We start from the raw sequence: 15589 nt of genomic DNA on the forward strand, positions 1-15589 counted from the left end.
ACGAATTCTGACTCGTTAATAAATAAATTAGAGGTGAATGCGATGACGTTGACATTGAAACCAACCCATTCAATTGAAATAAAAGAATTACTTACATTTGCAGATCGGAAATTTAGAAGTGAACGAGGGACCTTTCTTTTTCAAGAAGGAATGGTTGCAGAGGAGCTTTATATTATTCTTTCCGGCAAAATTCAAATCAGTAAAATTACTTCAGACGGACGAGAACTTTCCTTAAGAATTTGCGGCGCGAATGATATTTGCGGCGAATTAACCTTATTTACGGATAATCCTAGATATTTATTAAGTGCAAAAGTACTTGAGGAAGGCGAAGTTGTTGCCATTAAAAAAGATATTATTGAAAGTGAGATTTTCCAAAACAGCAAGCTTGCCTTTGAATTCATGAAATGGATGAGTGACCATTTCCGCAAAACCCAAACCAAATTTCGTGATCTTGTTTTAAACGGCAAACGCGGGGCCTTATTCTCCACTCTAATCAGAATGTCCAATAGCTATGGCATTCAAAAGGATCAGGAAATTATCATTGACTTGCCTCTCACCAATCAAGAGCTCGCTAATTTTTGCGGTACATCCCGTGAAAGTACAAATCGAATTCTAAGTGAATTAAAACGAGATAAAATTATTTCTGTTAAGAAAGGCAAGATTTCCATATTAAATCTGCAATATTTAAAGGACGAAATTGGCTGTGAAAACTGCTCAGCAGTATATTGCAATATAGAGTAAAACTTTTTCAAGGCTGTCTCTGATTGTGAGGCAGCCTTTTTCCTGTTAACTTTGTTCCTGTTTTCCCCTTAATGATTTAGGAATATAGACACAGAACGGCTCACTCTCAAGGTAATCCCCTGTCATGGCATACGCTCTTGACCTCGAACCACCGCAAACATATCTGAATTCACACACACCACATTTCCCTTTAAACCCCTCTGGATTTCTTAAATCCTTGAAAATAGGGGATTCCCGATAAATTTCCGCTAATGGTGTTTCTCTGACATTCCCAGCCTTTACGGGTAAAAGCCCACTTGGATAAACATCACCAATATGAGTTATAAACACAAAGCCGTTTCCATCATTAACACCTTTAGGGGCACGTCCAAGTCCATCAATTGAACCTGTTAAGCCTTTTTCAGTCAAGGCATTCAAATAGTCAATTTCATTTGTCTGTTTATGCGCTTCACGCATTTTTTGCTGAATCACAACCCGGCGGTAATGCATAGCCTCAGTTGTTTTAATATCGAAAGAAACACGTTTGCTTAGGTCATACAGCCACATCAATACCTTTTCATGCAGGGCAGGTGAGATCATGTCGGTCACTTGCCCCCGGCCTGTTGGTACCAGGAAAAAGACGCTCCAAAGCACACAATTCAAATCTTCCACCATTTTAGCCATTTCTTCGAGGAAATCAATATTATATCTAGATATAACTGTATTAATCTGGATGGGAATTTCCAGTTCGTGCAGGTATTTAATTCGTTCCATTGTTAAATCAAATGAACCTGATGTTCCGCGAAAATGATCATGAATCTCAGCAGTAGGTCCATCAATGCTAAAGGCCCATCGTGATAGTCCTGCCTCTTTCGCTTTTTCAATTGCCTCTTTTGTAACATTAGGTGTGGCACTTGGAGTCATGGATACCCGGACTCCCTTTTCAACTGCATATTTAACAATATTAAAAATGTCTTCCCTCATTAAAGGGTCGCCGCCTGTAAAAACGAGAATAGGGTTATTCATATCATATATTTGATCAATCAAATTTTTTCCTTCTTCAAAGGTTAGTTCACGTGGGTCACGAGTATATTGGGCATCCGCACGGCAATGCAAACATTTTAGCTGACAGGCACGAGTTAATTCCCATATTACAATAAACGGGTCTTTATTAAAATCACGATTAAAAGACACTTAAAACTCCCCCTCAATCTGCTATTTTAAATTCAAACAGCATTGATTAACTGTATTATAATGTTGTTTATATTATAAAAAAGTGAACTATCTCACATGAGGGAAATGATATGTGTATCTTTTGTGACGAAAATAAAGTATATTAACTTGCTGATATGAGGCCACAACTTGCGGATAGCCTACCCCTTTTTGCGGATATAAGCTACTCCTATTTGCGAATTGCGAATTTACTTGCTGATATGAGGCCACAACTTGCGGATAGCCTACCCCTTTTTGCGGATAAGCTACTCCTATTTGCGAAATGCGAATTTACTTGCTGATATGAGGCTTCAACTTGCGGATAGCCTATCCCTTTTTGCGGATAAGCTACTCCTATTTGCGAAATGCGAATTTACTTGCGGATATGGGGCCACAACTTGCGGATAGCCTACCCCTTTTTGCGGATAAGCTACTCCTATTTGCGAAATGCGAATTTACTTGCTGATATGAGGCCACAACTTGCGGATAACCTACCCCTTTTTGCGGATAAGCTACTCCTATTTGCGGAAAGCGAATTTACTTGCTGATATGAGGCCACAACTTGCGGATAACCTACCCCTTTTTGCGGATAAGCTACTCCTATTTGCGAAATGCGAATTTACTTGCCGATATGAGGCCACAACTTGCGGATAGCCTACCCCTTTTTGCGGATAAGCTACTCCTATTTGCGGAAAGCAACTCCAACTTGCGGATAACAATAGCATCCATTCGGACTCACTTAGCAAAATTCCAGCTGCGACTGTCTATATGAGCCTAACTTTAGGAATTGTGCCAGTTAATCCAATCTATATGAACCCGTAGGATAAAAAAAACACACGATATATTCCTGAACAATACCGTGTGTTTCTACTACCGACTATATTATCTACTGTTAAGATATAGTTAGGACATCATACTTGGATGCTAAATCTACAAAGTCTGCCATACCACTAATTTTTCCGACCACTAAACGATCCGCTGCCTCATAGTGGTCCGCACAAGTTTTACATGCTAAAATATCGACACCTTTTTCCTCTAGTTCCTGCAAATGGACGGAAACAAATGATTCCTCTGTCATCGTTAGCACACCGCTGTTCATACAAAAAACAGCAAAAGGAAGTTCTTCCTTTTGCTTAAGGAGCGTGAAAAAAGTTTCCAGAATATTTTCACCAAGTGATTGGTCGCCCCTGCCAAGTTGATTAGAGCTTACCAAAATAACTTTATTTTTCATATCTATACCCTTAACGGATTCCTAAGGCAATTTTCGCATAGCGAGACATCATATCTTTATTCCAAGGCGGGTTCCAAACAATATTAACATCCACATCTTTAATCTCAGGGATATCTGCCAGAGCACGTTTTACTTGATCAACAATGGTACCTGCCAGCGGGCACCCCATCGCCGTTAGGGTCATGTTAATTGTGACCATTCCCTCTTCATTCATATCAACATCATAGACTAACCCTAAATTAACAATATCTACCCCCAATTCTGGGTCGATAACAAGCTCTAATGCGCCCATTATATTATCTTTAAGTTCTTCATTCATATAAAAACACTCCCTTTTGGACTTATTTTTTTTGTTACACCTTAAACCTACCTTGTACTGCTTTTGGCTGGCCTATTCACTTATGGTAAACTTTAACCAAAAGCAATTACGTAAACAAGTATATCGCTTTTTACGATTAGCTGGTGTGAATTTTTTTACAGCTTAGCTAAAAAATTGTTAACATAGTAGATATAGGAATATTTAGTTCAATCTCCTATGAAATAAATCCATACCATAATGGTAGTGTATCATGTTGACAAGCTTTTTTCTAAAGCAAAGCAACTTCGATTAAATAAAAAAAGTAGGTGTCCATGTGGCGGAGAAACATTTAATTGCATTAGACTTAGATGGGACATTATTAAAAGACGATAAAACCATTTCCACTAGAAATAAGGCTGTTATTGAAAAAGCAAAAGCAGAAGGTCATATCGTGATGATTGCTACAGGAAGACCATTCCGCTCTAGTGAAATGTATTACCGCGAATTGGAATTAGATACCCCGATTGTTAATTTTAATGGAGCATTTACACATCACCCCCTCGACCAAAATTGGGGTTTCTATCATGAGCCGCTTGATGTTAAGGTAGCAAAAGACATTGTAGAGGCTTGTAGAAGCTTTAAATTTCACAATATTATTGCCGAGGTTATGGATGATATTTATTTCCATTATCATGATGAAAAGCTATTGGAGCTCTTTAGTTATGGCAACCCCCGGATCACTACGGGAGATTTGGCGGACTATTTAACCGCTTCACCGACAAGTCTGCTCATTCATACCGAAGAAGACCAATTGAAAAAAATCCGCGCTCACTTATCTGAGATACACGCTGAAGTTATTGAACAGCGCAGTTGGGCTGCCCCTTGGCATGTAATTGAGATTATTAGAAGTGGTTTAAATAAGGCAGTTGGCTTGAAAAAAGCAGCTGACTATTACGGAATTCCTGCTGAACGAATAGTGGCATTTGGGGACGAGGACAATGATTTAGAGATGCTTGAATATGCTGGTCACGGGATTGCGATGGGAAATGCGATCGACCAAGTAAAAAATATTGCCAAAGGAGTTACCTTCAGTAACGAGGAAGACGGAGTTGGTGAATATTTAGCGGATTTGTTAAATTTGTAAGGTGAAAAATTCAATCTTTCGCCATAGTTTACCTAAATGAACCGGAGAATAGATGTGCATACTAGTTTTGAGGCAGCAAAGCTGTTTCAATCTTAGCTTTGAGCATATTGGAGGGATTCGAATGGGTAAACGAAACAAATCAAAACGCTTTGTCCAACAAGGAGTGGATACTGTCAGCAAACATGCTGAACGTATTCCCTATCACATGACCTACGCTGAAGCGGAAGCTCAGAAGATGGCCAATGTGCATGAATCCTCGCTTGGAGGAATATAACATGGGAAACCAATTGTTCCAGGAAGCCAGACGATTTGTGGAGATGGCGAGATCCGCCAGCCCTGCTGACCTTGATTCTGCTGTCGCAAAAGCAAAGAATGCCCTTAGTTCTGCCTATGCCAATTCAACTGTAGCAGAACAAGCCCAGCTCCAACAAATGCAACAAGAGCTAGATCAGATTAAGTAGTAAGTAAAAGCGCCCGTTTTAGTGCTGTACATCAGTGACTAAAATGGGCGCTTTCTCTTTTTGTATTATTCTCTTCGAAAAAAACCATAAACCCCTGTCGTTTGAACAATGTTCGTAAAGGCATTAGGATCGACTTCCTGAATTATTCTTTCTAAGTCAAAAAGTTCATATCGGGTTATGACAATCATCAGCATTTCTCTTGTTTCATTCGAAAAGGCACCTTTCGCCGGGATCATCGTAATTCCCCTTACAAGAGAAGCATGAATGGCCTTTTTCATTTCATCTGCCTTTTTTGTAACGATCATGGCGGTTAGCTTTGCATGTCTGGTATGAATGGCATCAATTACCCTAGTGGAAGTATATAAGGTAACAAGGGTATAGAGTGCTTTTTCCCAGCCATAAAGGAAACCAGCCGTAATAATGATAATCCCGTTTAGGACAAACATATAGGGACCAACGGGTTTGTCCTTCATTCTGGAAAGCACCATTGCAATTATGTCGACTCCACCTGTTGAGGCACCCCATTTTAACGTGATTCCTACCCCGATTGCCAGAATTACCCCGCCAAATACTGCATTAAGTAAAATATCATGTGAAACTTGTTTAATGGGAATCATTGAGAGAAATAAGGAAGTAAGTAAAACACTAAAAAAACTGAAAACTGTAAATGATTTCCCGACTTTTTTCCAGCCGAGAACCGCAACCGGAATATTTAAAAGTAGTAATAAAAAACCCATCGAAACATTGATGGGAGTATAATCACTTAGTACCTTTGAGAGTAATTGAGCAACACCAGTAAAACCGCTGGAGTAAATATTAGCTGGGATAAGAAATAGATTCATGGCGAGCGCATTTATAAATGCACCAGCGATAACTATCACGACTTTTTTAGTTTGGAGCCAAAGCAATAGAACTCCCCCTTAATATTAAATTAAGCTATGACGACTTCTCCATTTAGAAATTGTAATTTTAAGATGAAACCGATAAACTGAAATTAAATTATTAACTATATGTTTGGAAAGCAGGTGTACGTTTATGACAGTAAAAATACTTGCTGACAGTGCATGTGATTTACCGTTAAATTTTTATAATGAAAATAATGTTGTATTATTCCCATTAAAGGTACAAATTAATGATCAAGATTATGAAGATGTAAAAACAATTGATCCCAAAACGGTTTATGATACGATCAAGAGTGGGGTTGTTCCGAAAACCTCTCAGGTTTCTCCTCTTTTATTTGAAGAAGTTTTTACAGAAATGGCTGAAAAAAATGAAGAAGGAATCTATATCGCCTTTTCCTCTGAGTTATCCGGTACCTATTCAACCGCTGTTATGATTCTTGACCAAGTAAAGGAAAAATATCCAAACTTTCAATTATCCATTGTTGATACAAAGTGTGCATCGCTTGGAGCAGGTCTGGTTGTTATGGAAGCAGCTAAGCTGTCCCTTCAAAATGCTTCAAAAGAGGAAATTTTAGCGGATGTACGATTTAGATGTGAACATATGGAGCATATTTTTACAGTTGAAGATTTAGATTACTTAGCAAAGGGCGGCAGGGTTTCCAAGGCTTCTGCTTTTTTAGGCGGTTTGCTCAATATTAAACCGATTTTAAATATGGAAGATGGAAAACTTGTACCGATTGAAAAGATTAGAGGACAAAAGAAAGTATTCCGCAGGATTATTGAAATCATGAAGGAACGGGGTTCCCGATTGAATGAGCAAATCATCGGAATAAGTCATGCAGATACAGAAGCAACTGCCCTTGAAGTAAAAGAGATGATTATCAACGAGTTCCACCCGAAGGAAGTGTATATCTCTTCCATTGGATCAGCAATTGGATCCCACACAGGCCCGGGAACGATTTCTATTTTCTTTTTAAATGATTTATAAATTTGAAAAAGAGCGGGATTCCCCCGCTCTTTTGGTTATTTGAAAAGAAATATAAAAATTGACCTTGAGAATGGTCTAGCTGCAGCGTCAAGGCGCTTCCGCTTTTCGTTATTTATGATCTGTTTTCTTTGAGTACTGATTTTTTCCTGCCTGGCGATTTTTTTCACGAAGCATATTTTTTTCATGTCTTAATGCATTATTGTCCTGTGCTTTTTTATCATTATCAGAAGTGTGCGGCATATCGATACTCCTTTCAAATTTTCTTAGCAAGACTTATTGTCTGTCATTTAGAAAAAGAGTATGTAAGCAAACCTTAATCTTTTTTTGCATAGGTCCAGCTGCCTTCCTGATAGACCTTACCTTCTTTGATTAGCTTTCCTAGCGCCCGCTTAAATGCCCCTTTACTTAAGCCGAAGCGTTCCTGGATATCCTCAGGCATACTTTTATCATTATATGGCATTGCACCATTTCGGCTCATCAAATATTCATAGATTTTCTCTGCATCTACATCTTGGGACTCTTCTTTTCGCGCAAGTAATGAGACATTGATCGTTCCATCTTCCTTAACGTCAATAATCCGCCCTTCAACCTTTTGCCCTAACCGAGGTTCCACACTGCGCTGGGATTCATGAATAAATCCTTTAAAGCCCTCAATCGAGTATACCCAGCTGCCAACCTTAGCTGTACGATATATATGGCCTTGTATATTCTTATTAAAGTCTTTCCTCGTTGCATCAATTGAGATTGATTGGATTACCTGGTCGCTTGCCAGCCGGGCATACAACAAGTTACTGCGATTCACTCTCAACGTAATATAAACCATATCCCCAACCTTCGGCCATACGGACTGATGCGCTGGGAGGTCATCTGCACCTAATAAAATATCCTTCGGGAGACCGATGTTTAAAAACACACCAATTTTCGGATTTGTATCTGTAACTTTGACCCAAGCATAGGTTCCGACCGAAACTTCTGGTATTGTCATGGAAGCGGAGATTCTTCCTTGAGAATCGGTAAATAGAAACACCTCCACCTCATCCCCTTCCACTAATTCTTGCTGTGCCTGGTTTTTATGCAATAAAACATCCTCATTACCATCTGATAAGAAATAACCAAAGTCTGTAATTCGGGCTACATTTAATGTGGTAGTCTGACCAATAAATTCTGTTAAAGACATCTATTCTAACTCCTCTTTTCTATTTAAGGCGTTCCGCTTTTCTTCTTGTCTAGCTGAAGCGCCTAGGCGCTTCAGCTTTTCTTACTTGTTTGACCTGCTATATTTTACTATAATGTACCCGTAAAGGGAAACTTTAGCAGGTAATGTATCAATTAAATGGAGGTATGGCTATGTCTAAAGACAGCTCATTTGATATTGTATCCAAAGTTGACTTTTCTGAAGTCACCAATGCAATCACTCAAACGATGAAAGAAATTGGAACTCGATATGATTTTAAGGGCAGTAAAAGTGAAGTATCACTTGATAAAGAAGAACTTGTTCTTGTTTCAGATGACGAATATAAAATGGACCAATTAAAGGATGTCTTATTTAGTAAATTAATTAAACGGGCTGTGCCTGTTAAAAATTTGGACTATGGTAAAATCGAAAAAGCATCTGGCGGAACTGTACGCCAACGGGCAAAACTTGCTCAAGGAATTGATAAAGAAAACGCAAAAAAGATTAATACGATTATTAAAAATAGTGGTGTAAAAGTAAAGACCCAAGTGCAGGACGATCAGGTCCGGGTAACCGGCAAAAGCCGTGATGACCTGCAAAAAGTTATTTCCTTAGTACGTGATGCTGACCTTAGTATCGATGTCCAATTTATCAATTATCGATAATAAAAACTCTGGGAGTGTGGAGTTTTATGGCACACTGTGGCGGGTAATATTAAAGGCGTAGGGAAAAATTATCCTTCGCCTTTTTATTTTGGTCATGAAATTGACTCTTTTTTCTCACACTAACAGTGAATATACATTGGGAGGTTAAGAAAATGAGTAATAATCAAAATCAACAAAAAAACACCTTTCCGCCACAGCATCAGAATCACCAGCCTGGGGTAGAAAGTGAAATGAATCCTCGTCCGCTTTCAGTTGATCCAAATTACAAACCGGGAGGAAAGCTGGCAGGAAAGACAGCGATTATTACAGGAGGTGACAGCGGTATTGGCAAGTCCGTAGCGATTTATTTTGCAAAGGAAGGTGCTGATGTCGCAATTGTTTATTTAAACGAACATCAAGATGCCGAAGAAACAAAGCAGCTTATTGAAGCTGAAGGCCGCAAATGTCTTCTATTCTCCGGCGATATTGGTTCCGAAGATATCTGTAAAGATATTGTGAGCAAGACGATGAACGAGTTTCAAAAACTTGATATTCTTGTCAACAATGCAGCAGAGCAGCATCCACAAAAAAGCTTATTAGATATTACATCTTCACAGTTGGAAAAAACTTTCCGAACTAATATTTTTTCCTTCTTTTATATGACCAAAATGGCTCTGCCTCATTTGAAAAAGGGAGCATCGATCATTAATACGGCTTCCATCACAGCGTATCATGGAAACGAACAACTATTAGATTATTCTGCAACTAAAGGAGCCATTGTCTCATTTACACGCTCATTGGCGATGTCGCTGGCAAAACAAGGGATACGCGTGAACGGTGTTGCTCCAGGTCCAATTTGGACGCCTTTGATTCCATCAACATTCCCTGAGGATCAAGTAGCGGCATTTGGTTCAAATACACCCCTAGGTAGAGCTGGACAGCCGCATGAACTAGCACCGAGCTATGTATACCTAGCCTCTGATGACTCTTCTTATGTTAGTGGTCAAATGCTCCATGTTAATGGCGGTACAATTGTAAATGGTTAAGCAAACGAGGACACTAGCCGTTAGGGCCTAGAGCTGGACAATTTCCAAAGTCAATTCTATACATTAATCTATAAAAAAATCGGCGGAGATGTCTCCGCCGATAATAATTATTCTACTTTCATTTTTTTCCCTCGTTTAATAATTAATAAAAGGAAAATTACAGATAAGATGAACACACCAGCTAAAGCCGCAATAAAGGTAAAGTTAATCCCGCTTTTTTCGGTAAGGACATAGATTTCAGAATTATCCCGGTCTAATATAAGGATGTAGTCATTCTTATGACTGCGGACTAAATCCCCGGCAAGTAAACCACGAAGTTCCTTATCAGCAGCTAATTGCTTATCCGTTAAAATCACTTTCTGTGATTTTGTGGAATTATTAATGGCTATAATTGCCGTTTCACCTTTATAAACACGCTTATAAACAACCATCCCGCCTTTATCATAAAGCATCTCCATGGTCCCTCTTGTTAGAGATGGCAGCTTGTTCCTTAATTCAGCGATCTTAGTTGTAAAATCAATCAGATCCTTCTCCGTTCGGAAGTTCATTTGCCTGCGGTTGTCAGGGGTTTTTCCTCCATTTAAGGCAATATCCGTCCCATAATAATAAATCGGTATACCTGGGGTTGTATAAAGGTATGTCAACGCAGTTTTCCACCGAGAACCTGGAAATTGTCGTTTCTCCACAATATCAGCCGTAAATCTTGACGTATACTCATTATCAAAAAAATTCGCCATTAATTCTGGCTTTCCATCTTGACTTGAAGGTAAGTCCAAATCAGCAAAGGATTGATTCGTGGTGGCAAATGCCTTTCTTAAATTCTTACTTTGGGCATTATCGAATACGCTGTCAATTCCTGCATTTTGGTACTTAGCCGCGTCTATTGCCGCATTGTCCTGCGGAACACCCATTAAGAAAAAATTCTTCTTCTCTTTTTTAACGGCTTTTGAAAAATCAGTCCAGAAACTTAATGGAACTTGATTGACCTCCGGCAGGCTATACCCGTCGATATCCGTTTTGTTAATCCACCATTTTGCGGCATCTATTAGATATTTTTTCACTTCAGGGTTGTCCTGATTCAGATCTGGCAAACCATCTACCCAGCCATTTATCCCATCATCGATTTTCTGATTGGGATGATACCAATTTTTTTTGGCAGGATCACTTACCCACGGATGATCAGCAGCGGTATTATTAGCAACAAAATCAATAATAACCTTCATTTTTCGCTTATGAGCTTCCTTTACAAGCTCCTGAAAGGTCTTGATTGTGCCAAAATGCTCATCGGTTTTATAAAAATCCTTAACCCAATAACCGTGGTACCCATTTTGGGTATTATCAAAAATCGGAGTTAACCGAAGGGCTGTAAAACCCATGTCATGTATGTAATCTAATTTGTCAATAATCCCTTGAAAATCACCGCCATTATACGCTAAGGGATTTTTCGCATCTACTTTAAAATCATTTTTTATATCCCCATCATTAAAACGGTCGACCATAAGTGAGTAAATGGTTTCATCCTGCCATAAGCGGTTTTCTTTTTTTATTTCTGCATGGGCAGGCAAGCTTGAGCAAAGTAAAAAGGTTAATAATAATAACGATATTTTTTTCACGGCTTTTTCCTCCTTAAAAAAGGAAGAGGAAAGGTTCCCTCTTCCAATAAACATTTTAATCTAATCCCGCTTTTATTCCAAATTTTAATAATCCTAATTTACGATATTAATATCATAGTTCTTAAACCATGTATGGAATTGAACAAGATAGGCTAATAATTGAGGACCGGTCATTAGCTGGCCGAACCACGGCTCCTTAAATGAATCCCCGCCCGTCTCCACTATACTTTGAAGCTGTTCCTTTTGGAAAAACTCATGCAATACCGAGGATTTATCCTGTAATATGGTCCCCATCCATTTTTGTATAGCGGCCGTATATTCCGGATTATGTGTCTTCGGATATGGACTTTTCTTCCGATAAAGGACTTCCTCTGGCAGGATTCCTTCAAAGGCTTTGCGGAGAAGTCCTTTTTCTCTGCCTCGATACATTTTCATGTCCCAAGGGATATTCCACAAATATTCTACAAGACGATGGTCGGCAAATGGAACGCGTACCTCAAGGCTGGCCCCCATACTCATTCTATCTTTTCGATCAAGTAATGTCGTCATAAACCAGGTCATATTAATATAAAATAATTCTCTACGCTTTGCTTCTTCAAAGCTTTCGCCTTCCAATTTTGGCGTTTCAGCAATGGCCTGTTGATACTGATTCATAGAAAATTCACTGAGTTTTAATTGGTCGCGCCAATACGGCTTCAAAAGATTTTGCCGCTCATTAACGGAACGCATCCACGGAAAACCGGGCCGCTCTAAGTCCTGTTTACGATGAAACCATGGATATCCACCGAAAATTTCATCTGCACATTCTCCAGACAAACTGACAACAAAATCCTTTTTAATTTCTTTACAAAACCAAAGCAAGGAGGAATCGACATCCGCCATTCCTGGAAAATCTCGAACTGCAGTCGCCTCTACAAGGTCATGAACTAATTGTTCTTGTGAGATGGTTTTGTTGTGGTGCTGGGTAGCGAACTTTTCCGTCATCATTTGAATGAATGTTCCGTCTGCATCTGGCTGGAATTCATTCGAAGTGAAATATTGGTCATTACCTTCATAATCAATTGAATAAGTATGAAGCTGCCCTTTACCTTGGTCTTCAAATCCTTTTGCAGCAATCGCTGTGATAATACTGGAATCGAGGCCGCCGGATAAAAAGGTACACAATGGTACGTCGGAAACGAGCTGCCTTGTTACTGCGTCTGTAACTAAGTAACGTACTCTTTCAGCTGTCTCCTCCACATTTTCCTTATGTTCCTCACTTTTCACATTCCAATAACGCCAAACCTTTAAGCCGTTTCGTGACAAAGTTAAAGCATGGGCAGGCCGCAGTTCTTGCATTCCTTTGAAAATACCTGACCCTGGTGTTCTTGACGGACCTACACCAAGGACCTCTGCCAGCCCCTCATGAGTAATCTCTGTTTTGATTTCCGGATGAGCTAGAATAGCCTTAATTTCTGATGCAAAGATAATCCCTTTTTGATGTTCAGTGAAAAATAATGGTTTAACGCCAAGACGGTCTCGTCCGATAAAGAGCTGTTCTCTTTTTGGATCCCAAATGGCAAAAGCAAAGATTCCATTTAAATGATTAACGCATTCTTCCGCCCATTCTATATAGGCTGTTAACAGTACTTCAGTATCAGAATGACCTTTAAAAGAATATCCTTTAGTAAGAAGGATTTTGCGAAGATCTTCAGTGTTATATAATTCTCCATTGTAGCAAATGGTGTAATCAAAACCCTCTTTGTGTTTAGTCATTGGCTGTCTGCCGCCTTCAGGGTCAACCACAATCAGTCTTTTATGACCGAAGCCAACGTGTGTATCCTGCCAGATATTTGTTTCATCTGGACCTCTTTTTGCCAATGTATTCGCCATTTTTACAAGGGTTTCTGTTTCGTTTTTTATCACTTTATTAAAATTAACCCATCCTGAGATTCCGCACATTCGCATCTCACTCCCTTACAAATAAATAACTGAACAGGTATTACATGCTCTATATTATTCAGCCCAGATTAAATGGTTAATTGTCCTAAATAGAATGGTACAAACGCTGCATGGAACATGGATTCTTCGGGATAAAATTTTTATACTTAAGATTTAAAAATAACCTGGTTATAAAAAGACACGAAGATGTCAAAAAAGAAAAATGAAAGCAACTGCGTACGGAGGTTAATGATGAATCGACAACAACGATTAAAACTATATGATTTTCAACAAAGAGCTTACAATGTAGGAACCGTGGAACAAATAAATGATCAATGGATTTTTTTCGATGAGGAAACTGAAGAAGCGACAATGTTAGATGAGTTTGTTCATCAAGAAATTGAGGTTTTCCGGCTGAACCGTTGGAAGAAAGGGATATTGGGTGAACCCGGAAAAATTCATTGTGGAAAGGAAGCGATTATGCTTCGTGATCACGATACGATTAGAATGAAAAAACATTTAATTTACTCTCTTGAGCGCCTATTGGATGGGGTGAATGATGACGCCTTTTTCCAGTTTGTTACAACATTAAATTCATTAAATTTTTCCATTTATGACTGCATCTACTGTTATAACCATTTATCCTTCTTATCGGACGAAAATCGAAAAGATGGAGTGAATTTTATGGTTTTTGACAATCAAGAACAAATTTGTAATGTACAGCATCATTTTTGCTACTTTGAAAAAGTCAATGATCGATTTGAATTCACTTTAAACACCGGAAAACGGTTAGTCATTGAAAAAATGATTTCTTAACTTAGAAAAGCGAAAGGCGCCCGTTTATCGGCGACAAGCACAAGACGAGCCGGCCGAAAGGTTGTTCTTTAACCTTTTGGTCGGATTGGCTTGTGACCTCGAGCCGATGGCGCCTGGAGCTGGACAATTCTCGAAGTCGAACTCTCTTTCTTATCTCAAAACAAAAGGCTGGAAAACTCCCAGCCTTTTGTTTATTAACTCCCTATATACTTAGCGTAAAGCTGTTTAGCTTTTACAATATCATTTGTACCATGAATAAGAACGCGGGCATCTTTAAAAACCACAATGGATACATCATCATCCGGAGAAAAACGGAGTAAAAATTCGGTTACCGCTACTCTTCCACTTTTTCGAAGATTCTCTGCTGTCTTTTTTAAATCTAACTCTCTTTTATGTCTCGGATTAATTTGCACCGTATCACGTCCGCAAAGTGTGGTGTAAGCAATCTGATGCCCCGAGGAACGATCTAAAAAATCAAATTGTCCTTGTCCACAAGCAGGGCAAATAGGATTTCTTCCTTGTGAAATATCCATTTGCAGGGATGAAAGATCCCAAATATCAATTTGTTCTAGATTAGGAGTGGTTTCTGCCCCAACTAATAGTTTAATGGTTTCCATCGCCTGAAAAGAACCGATGATATCGGTTAAGGGTGAGAGCACTCCCACTGTATCACACGTCTCTCCATTACCGCTCGGAACATTGGGAAAGAGACAACGGTAACAGGGGGTTACCCCCGGTTTAATAACAGCAAACATTCCCCGCGAACTTACAGCCGCTCCATGTACCCAGGGAATCCCATACTTGACAGCTACATCATTAATTAAAAAACGGGTCATAAAATTATCAGTTCCATCAACTATAACGTCCATACCTGATAATAGCTCTTCGGCATTGTCCAGATTCAAGTCGGCTATAACGGCATCAACCATAACAGTAGAATTAATTTCCTTCAGCCTTTTTTGGGCGGCGATCGCCTTTGGAAGCTGCCTGCGCGCATCCTCCTCTGTATAGAGAATTTGCCGCTGCAGATTGGACCATTCCACTAAATCTCGATCGATTAACCTAATATATCCTACCCCTGAGCGGACAAGATGATTGGCAATGACCGTCCCTAGCGCCCCTGCCCCAACAATTGCCACCCGGCTCCTCAGCATAATTCTTTGTCCTTCTTCCCCAATACCTTGAAAAAGGATTTGTCTAGAATACCGTGCTAACTCATTCATGAACTCCCTCTTTTCTATAACCGCTTCAATCCAACTATTCTACTATTATTTTATCAAACAATTATCTGATATAACTGACTTTTTTAATTTTAATAAGAATTGAAAAAGTGTATAATAGAAATTGGATTAAAAGCTAAATTTTGGAGAAATTTCTTAACCTGTGGTTAGGAGATTCATATAAAAAGCTAACGGAAAAG

17 protein-coding genes are annotated in these 15589 nt (G+C 39.1%); 8 read left to right on the forward strand and 9 right to left on the reverse strand.

All coding sequences use genetic code 11. From position 1 onward, the window contains the following. Nucleotides 1-42: 42 nt before the first annotated feature. Nucleotides 43-741, forward strand: coding sequence for a Crp/Fnr family transcriptional regulator (locus ACZ9EE_RS09895; RefSeq protein WP_476026625.1), 699 nt, complete (start codon nucleotides 43-45; stop codon nucleotides 739-741). Between the two features lie 45 nt (nucleotides 742-786). Here the strand turns inward: ACZ9EE_RS09895 and ACZ9EE_RS09900 are convergent, their stop codons facing one another. From ACZ9EE_RS09900 to ACZ9EE_RS09910, 3 genes are all read right to left on the reverse strand, one after another. Further along, nucleotides 787-1914 carry a TIGR04053 family radical SAM/SPASM domain-containing protein gene (locus ACZ9EE_RS09900; RefSeq protein ID WP_476026627.1) on the reverse strand — a complete coding sequence of 376 codons (1128 nt, stop codon included), beginning with the start codon at nucleotides 1912-1914 and terminating at the stop codon, nucleotides 787-789. A 910-nt stretch (nucleotides 1915-2824) separates the two neighbouring features. After that, nucleotides 2825-3163, reverse strand: a complete 339-nt coding sequence (locus ACZ9EE_RS09905; RefSeq protein WP_476026629.1) for a DsrE family protein — start codon at nucleotides 3161-3163, stop codon at nucleotides 2825-2827. A gap of 10 nt (nucleotides 3164-3173) precedes the next feature. Beyond that, nucleotides 3174-3482, reverse strand: a complete 309-nt coding sequence (locus ACZ9EE_RS09910; protein ID WP_476026631.1) for a metal-sulfur cluster assembly factor — start codon at nucleotides 3480-3482, stop codon at nucleotides 3174-3176. A gap of 313 nt (nucleotides 3483-3795) precedes the next feature. On the opposite strand from ACZ9EE_RS09910, the gene ACZ9EE_RS09915 reads away from it, so the two are divergent. From ACZ9EE_RS09915 to ACZ9EE_RS09925, 3 genes are all read left to right on the forward strand, one after another. Further along, entirely contained in the window at nucleotides 3796-4605 is an 810-nt protein-coding gene (locus ACZ9EE_RS09915) for a Cof-type HAD-IIB family hydrolase (protein WP_476026633.1), read from the forward strand. 121 nt (nucleotides 4606-4726) lie between these two features. Next, complete coding sequence (locus tag ACZ9EE_RS09920) at nucleotides 4727-4879, forward strand: hypothetical protein (protein WP_430119191.1); 153 nt, start codon at nucleotides 4727-4729, stop codon at nucleotides 4877-4879. 1 nt (nucleotide 4880) lies between these two features. Continuing rightward, nucleotides 4881-5066 (forward strand): DUF3813 domain-containing protein, encoded by a 186-nt coding sequence (locus tag ACZ9EE_RS09925; protein WP_476026635.1) that lies wholly within the window; start codon nucleotides 4881-4883, stop codon nucleotides 5064-5066. 65 nt (nucleotides 5067-5131) lie between these two features. On the opposite strand, the gene ACZ9EE_RS09930 is transcribed toward ACZ9EE_RS09925, so the two are convergent. Continuing rightward, entirely contained in the window at nucleotides 5132-5974 is an 843-nt protein-coding gene (locus tag ACZ9EE_RS09930) for a YitT family protein (RefSeq protein WP_476026637.1), read from the reverse strand. A gap of 127 nt (nucleotides 5975-6101) precedes the next feature. Here ACZ9EE_RS09930 and ACZ9EE_RS09935 point away from each other — a divergent pair, with 127 nt between their 5' ends. Further along, entirely contained in the window at nucleotides 6102-6956 is an 855-nt protein-coding gene (locus ACZ9EE_RS09935; RefSeq protein ID WP_476026639.1) for a DegV family protein, read from the forward strand. Nucleotides 6957-7064: 108 nt separating this feature from the next. On the opposite strand, the gene ACZ9EE_RS09940 is transcribed toward ACZ9EE_RS09935, so the two are convergent. Further along, on the reverse strand, nucleotides 7065-7196 hold the full coding sequence (locus ACZ9EE_RS09940) for a DUF3941 domain-containing protein (RefSeq protein WP_215040192.1): 132 nt from the start codon (nucleotides 7194-7196) through the stop codon (nucleotides 7065-7067). Nucleotides 7197-7269: 73 nt separating this feature from the next. Next, entirely contained in the window at nucleotides 7270-8133 is an 864-nt protein-coding gene (locus tag ACZ9EE_RS09945; RefSeq protein ID WP_476026641.1) for a CvfB family protein, read from the reverse strand. Nucleotides 8134-8303: 170 nt separating this feature from the next. Here ACZ9EE_RS09945 and ACZ9EE_RS09950 point away from each other — a divergent pair, with 170 nt between their 5' ends. Together ACZ9EE_RS09950 and ACZ9EE_RS09955 are read left to right on the forward strand one after the other, a co-directional pair. Next, complete coding sequence (locus tag ACZ9EE_RS09950) at nucleotides 8304-8795, forward strand: YajQ family cyclic di-GMP-binding protein (protein ID WP_476026643.1); 492 nt, start codon at nucleotides 8304-8306, stop codon at nucleotides 8793-8795. A gap of 152 nt (nucleotides 8796-8947) precedes the next feature. Next, entirely contained in the window at nucleotides 8948-9820 is an 873-nt protein-coding gene (locus tag ACZ9EE_RS09955; RefSeq protein WP_476026645.1) for an SDR family oxidoreductase, read from the forward strand. A 107-nt stretch (nucleotides 9821-9927) separates the two neighbouring features. Here ACZ9EE_RS09955 and ACZ9EE_RS09960 read toward each other — a convergent pair whose 3' ends face one another. Both ACZ9EE_RS09960 and asnB read right to left on the reverse strand, forming a co-directional pair. Beyond that, nucleotides 9928-11433, reverse strand: coding sequence for an alpha-amylase family glycosyl hydrolase (locus ACZ9EE_RS09960; RefSeq protein WP_476026647.1), 1506 nt, complete (start codon nucleotides 11431-11433; stop codon nucleotides 9928-9930). Between the two features lie 93 nt (nucleotides 11434-11526). After that, nucleotides 11527-13374, reverse strand: coding sequence for an asparagine synthase (glutamine-hydrolyzing) (gene asnB / locus ACZ9EE_RS09965; RefSeq protein ID WP_476026649.1), 1848 nt, complete (start codon nucleotides 13372-13374; stop codon nucleotides 11527-11529). A gap of 231 nt (nucleotides 13375-13605) precedes the next feature. On the opposite strand from asnB, the gene ACZ9EE_RS09970 reads away from it, so the two are divergent. Then, nucleotides 13606-14169: a DUF2777 domain-containing protein gene (locus ACZ9EE_RS09970; protein WP_476032917.1), complete on the forward strand. Its 564-nt coding sequence runs from the start codon at nucleotides 13606-13608 to the stop codon at nucleotides 14167-14169. A 194-nt stretch (nucleotides 14170-14363) separates the two neighbouring features. On the opposite strand, the gene ACZ9EE_RS09975 is transcribed toward ACZ9EE_RS09970, so the two are convergent. Further along, complete coding sequence (locus ACZ9EE_RS09975; RefSeq protein WP_476026651.1) at nucleotides 14364-15392, reverse strand: ThiF family adenylyltransferase; 1029 nt, start codon at nucleotides 15390-15392, stop codon at nucleotides 14364-14366. Between the last annotated feature and the right edge of the window lie 197 nt (nucleotides 15393-15589).

This window comes from Bacillus sp. URHA0034 (assembly GCF_056280405.1).

Excerpts from the sequence above, each read along its gene's own strand:
- asnB (WP_476026649.1), bottom strand. The coding sequence starts at position 13,374 with ATGTGCGGAATCTCAGGATGGGTTAATTTTAATAAAGTGATAAAAAAC.
- ACZ9EE_RS09950 (WP_476026643.1), top strand. The coding sequence starts at position 8,304 with ATGTCTAAAGACAGCTCATTTGATATTGTATCCAAAGTTGACTTTTCT.
- ACZ9EE_RS09925 (WP_476026635.1), top strand. The coding sequence starts at position 4,881 with ATGGGAAACCAATTGTTCCAGGAAGCCAGACGATTTGTGGAGATGGCG.
- ACZ9EE_RS09940 (WP_215040192.1), bottom strand. The coding sequence starts at position 7,196 with ATGCCGCACACTTCTGATAATGATAAAAAAGCACAGGACAATAATGCA.
- ACZ9EE_RS09910 (WP_476026631.1), bottom strand. The coding sequence starts at position 3,482 with ATGAATGAAGAACTTAAAGATAATATAATGGGCGCATTAGAGCTTGTT.
- ACZ9EE_RS09955 (WP_476026645.1), top strand. The coding sequence starts at position 8,948 with ATGAGTAATAATCAAAATCAACAAAAAAACACCTTTCCGCCACAGCAT.
- ACZ9EE_RS09905 (WP_476026629.1), bottom strand. The coding sequence starts at position 3,163 with ATGAAAAATAAAGTTATTTTGGTAAGCTCTAATCAACTTGGCAGGGGC.
- ACZ9EE_RS09895 (WP_476026625.1), top strand. The coding sequence starts at position 43 with ATGACGTTGACATTGAAACCAACCCATTCAATTGAAATAAAAGAATTA.
- ACZ9EE_RS09975 (WP_476026651.1), bottom strand. The coding sequence starts at position 15,392 with ATGAATGAGTTAGCACGGTATTCTAGACAAATCCTTTTTCAAGGTATT.
- ACZ9EE_RS09945 (WP_476026641.1), bottom strand. The coding sequence starts at position 8,133 with ATGTCTTTAACAGAATTTATTGGTCAGACTACCACATTAAATGTAGCC.
- ACZ9EE_RS09920 (WP_430119191.1), top strand. The coding sequence starts at position 4,727 with ATGGGTAAACGAAACAAATCAAAACGCTTTGTCCAACAAGGAGTGGAT.
- ACZ9EE_RS09970 (WP_476032917.1), top strand. The coding sequence starts at position 13,606 with ATGAATCGACAACAACGATTAAAACTATATGATTTTCAACAAAGAGCT.
- ACZ9EE_RS09935 (WP_476026639.1), top strand. The coding sequence starts at position 6,102 with ATGACAGTAAAAATACTTGCTGACAGTGCATGTGATTTACCGTTAAAT.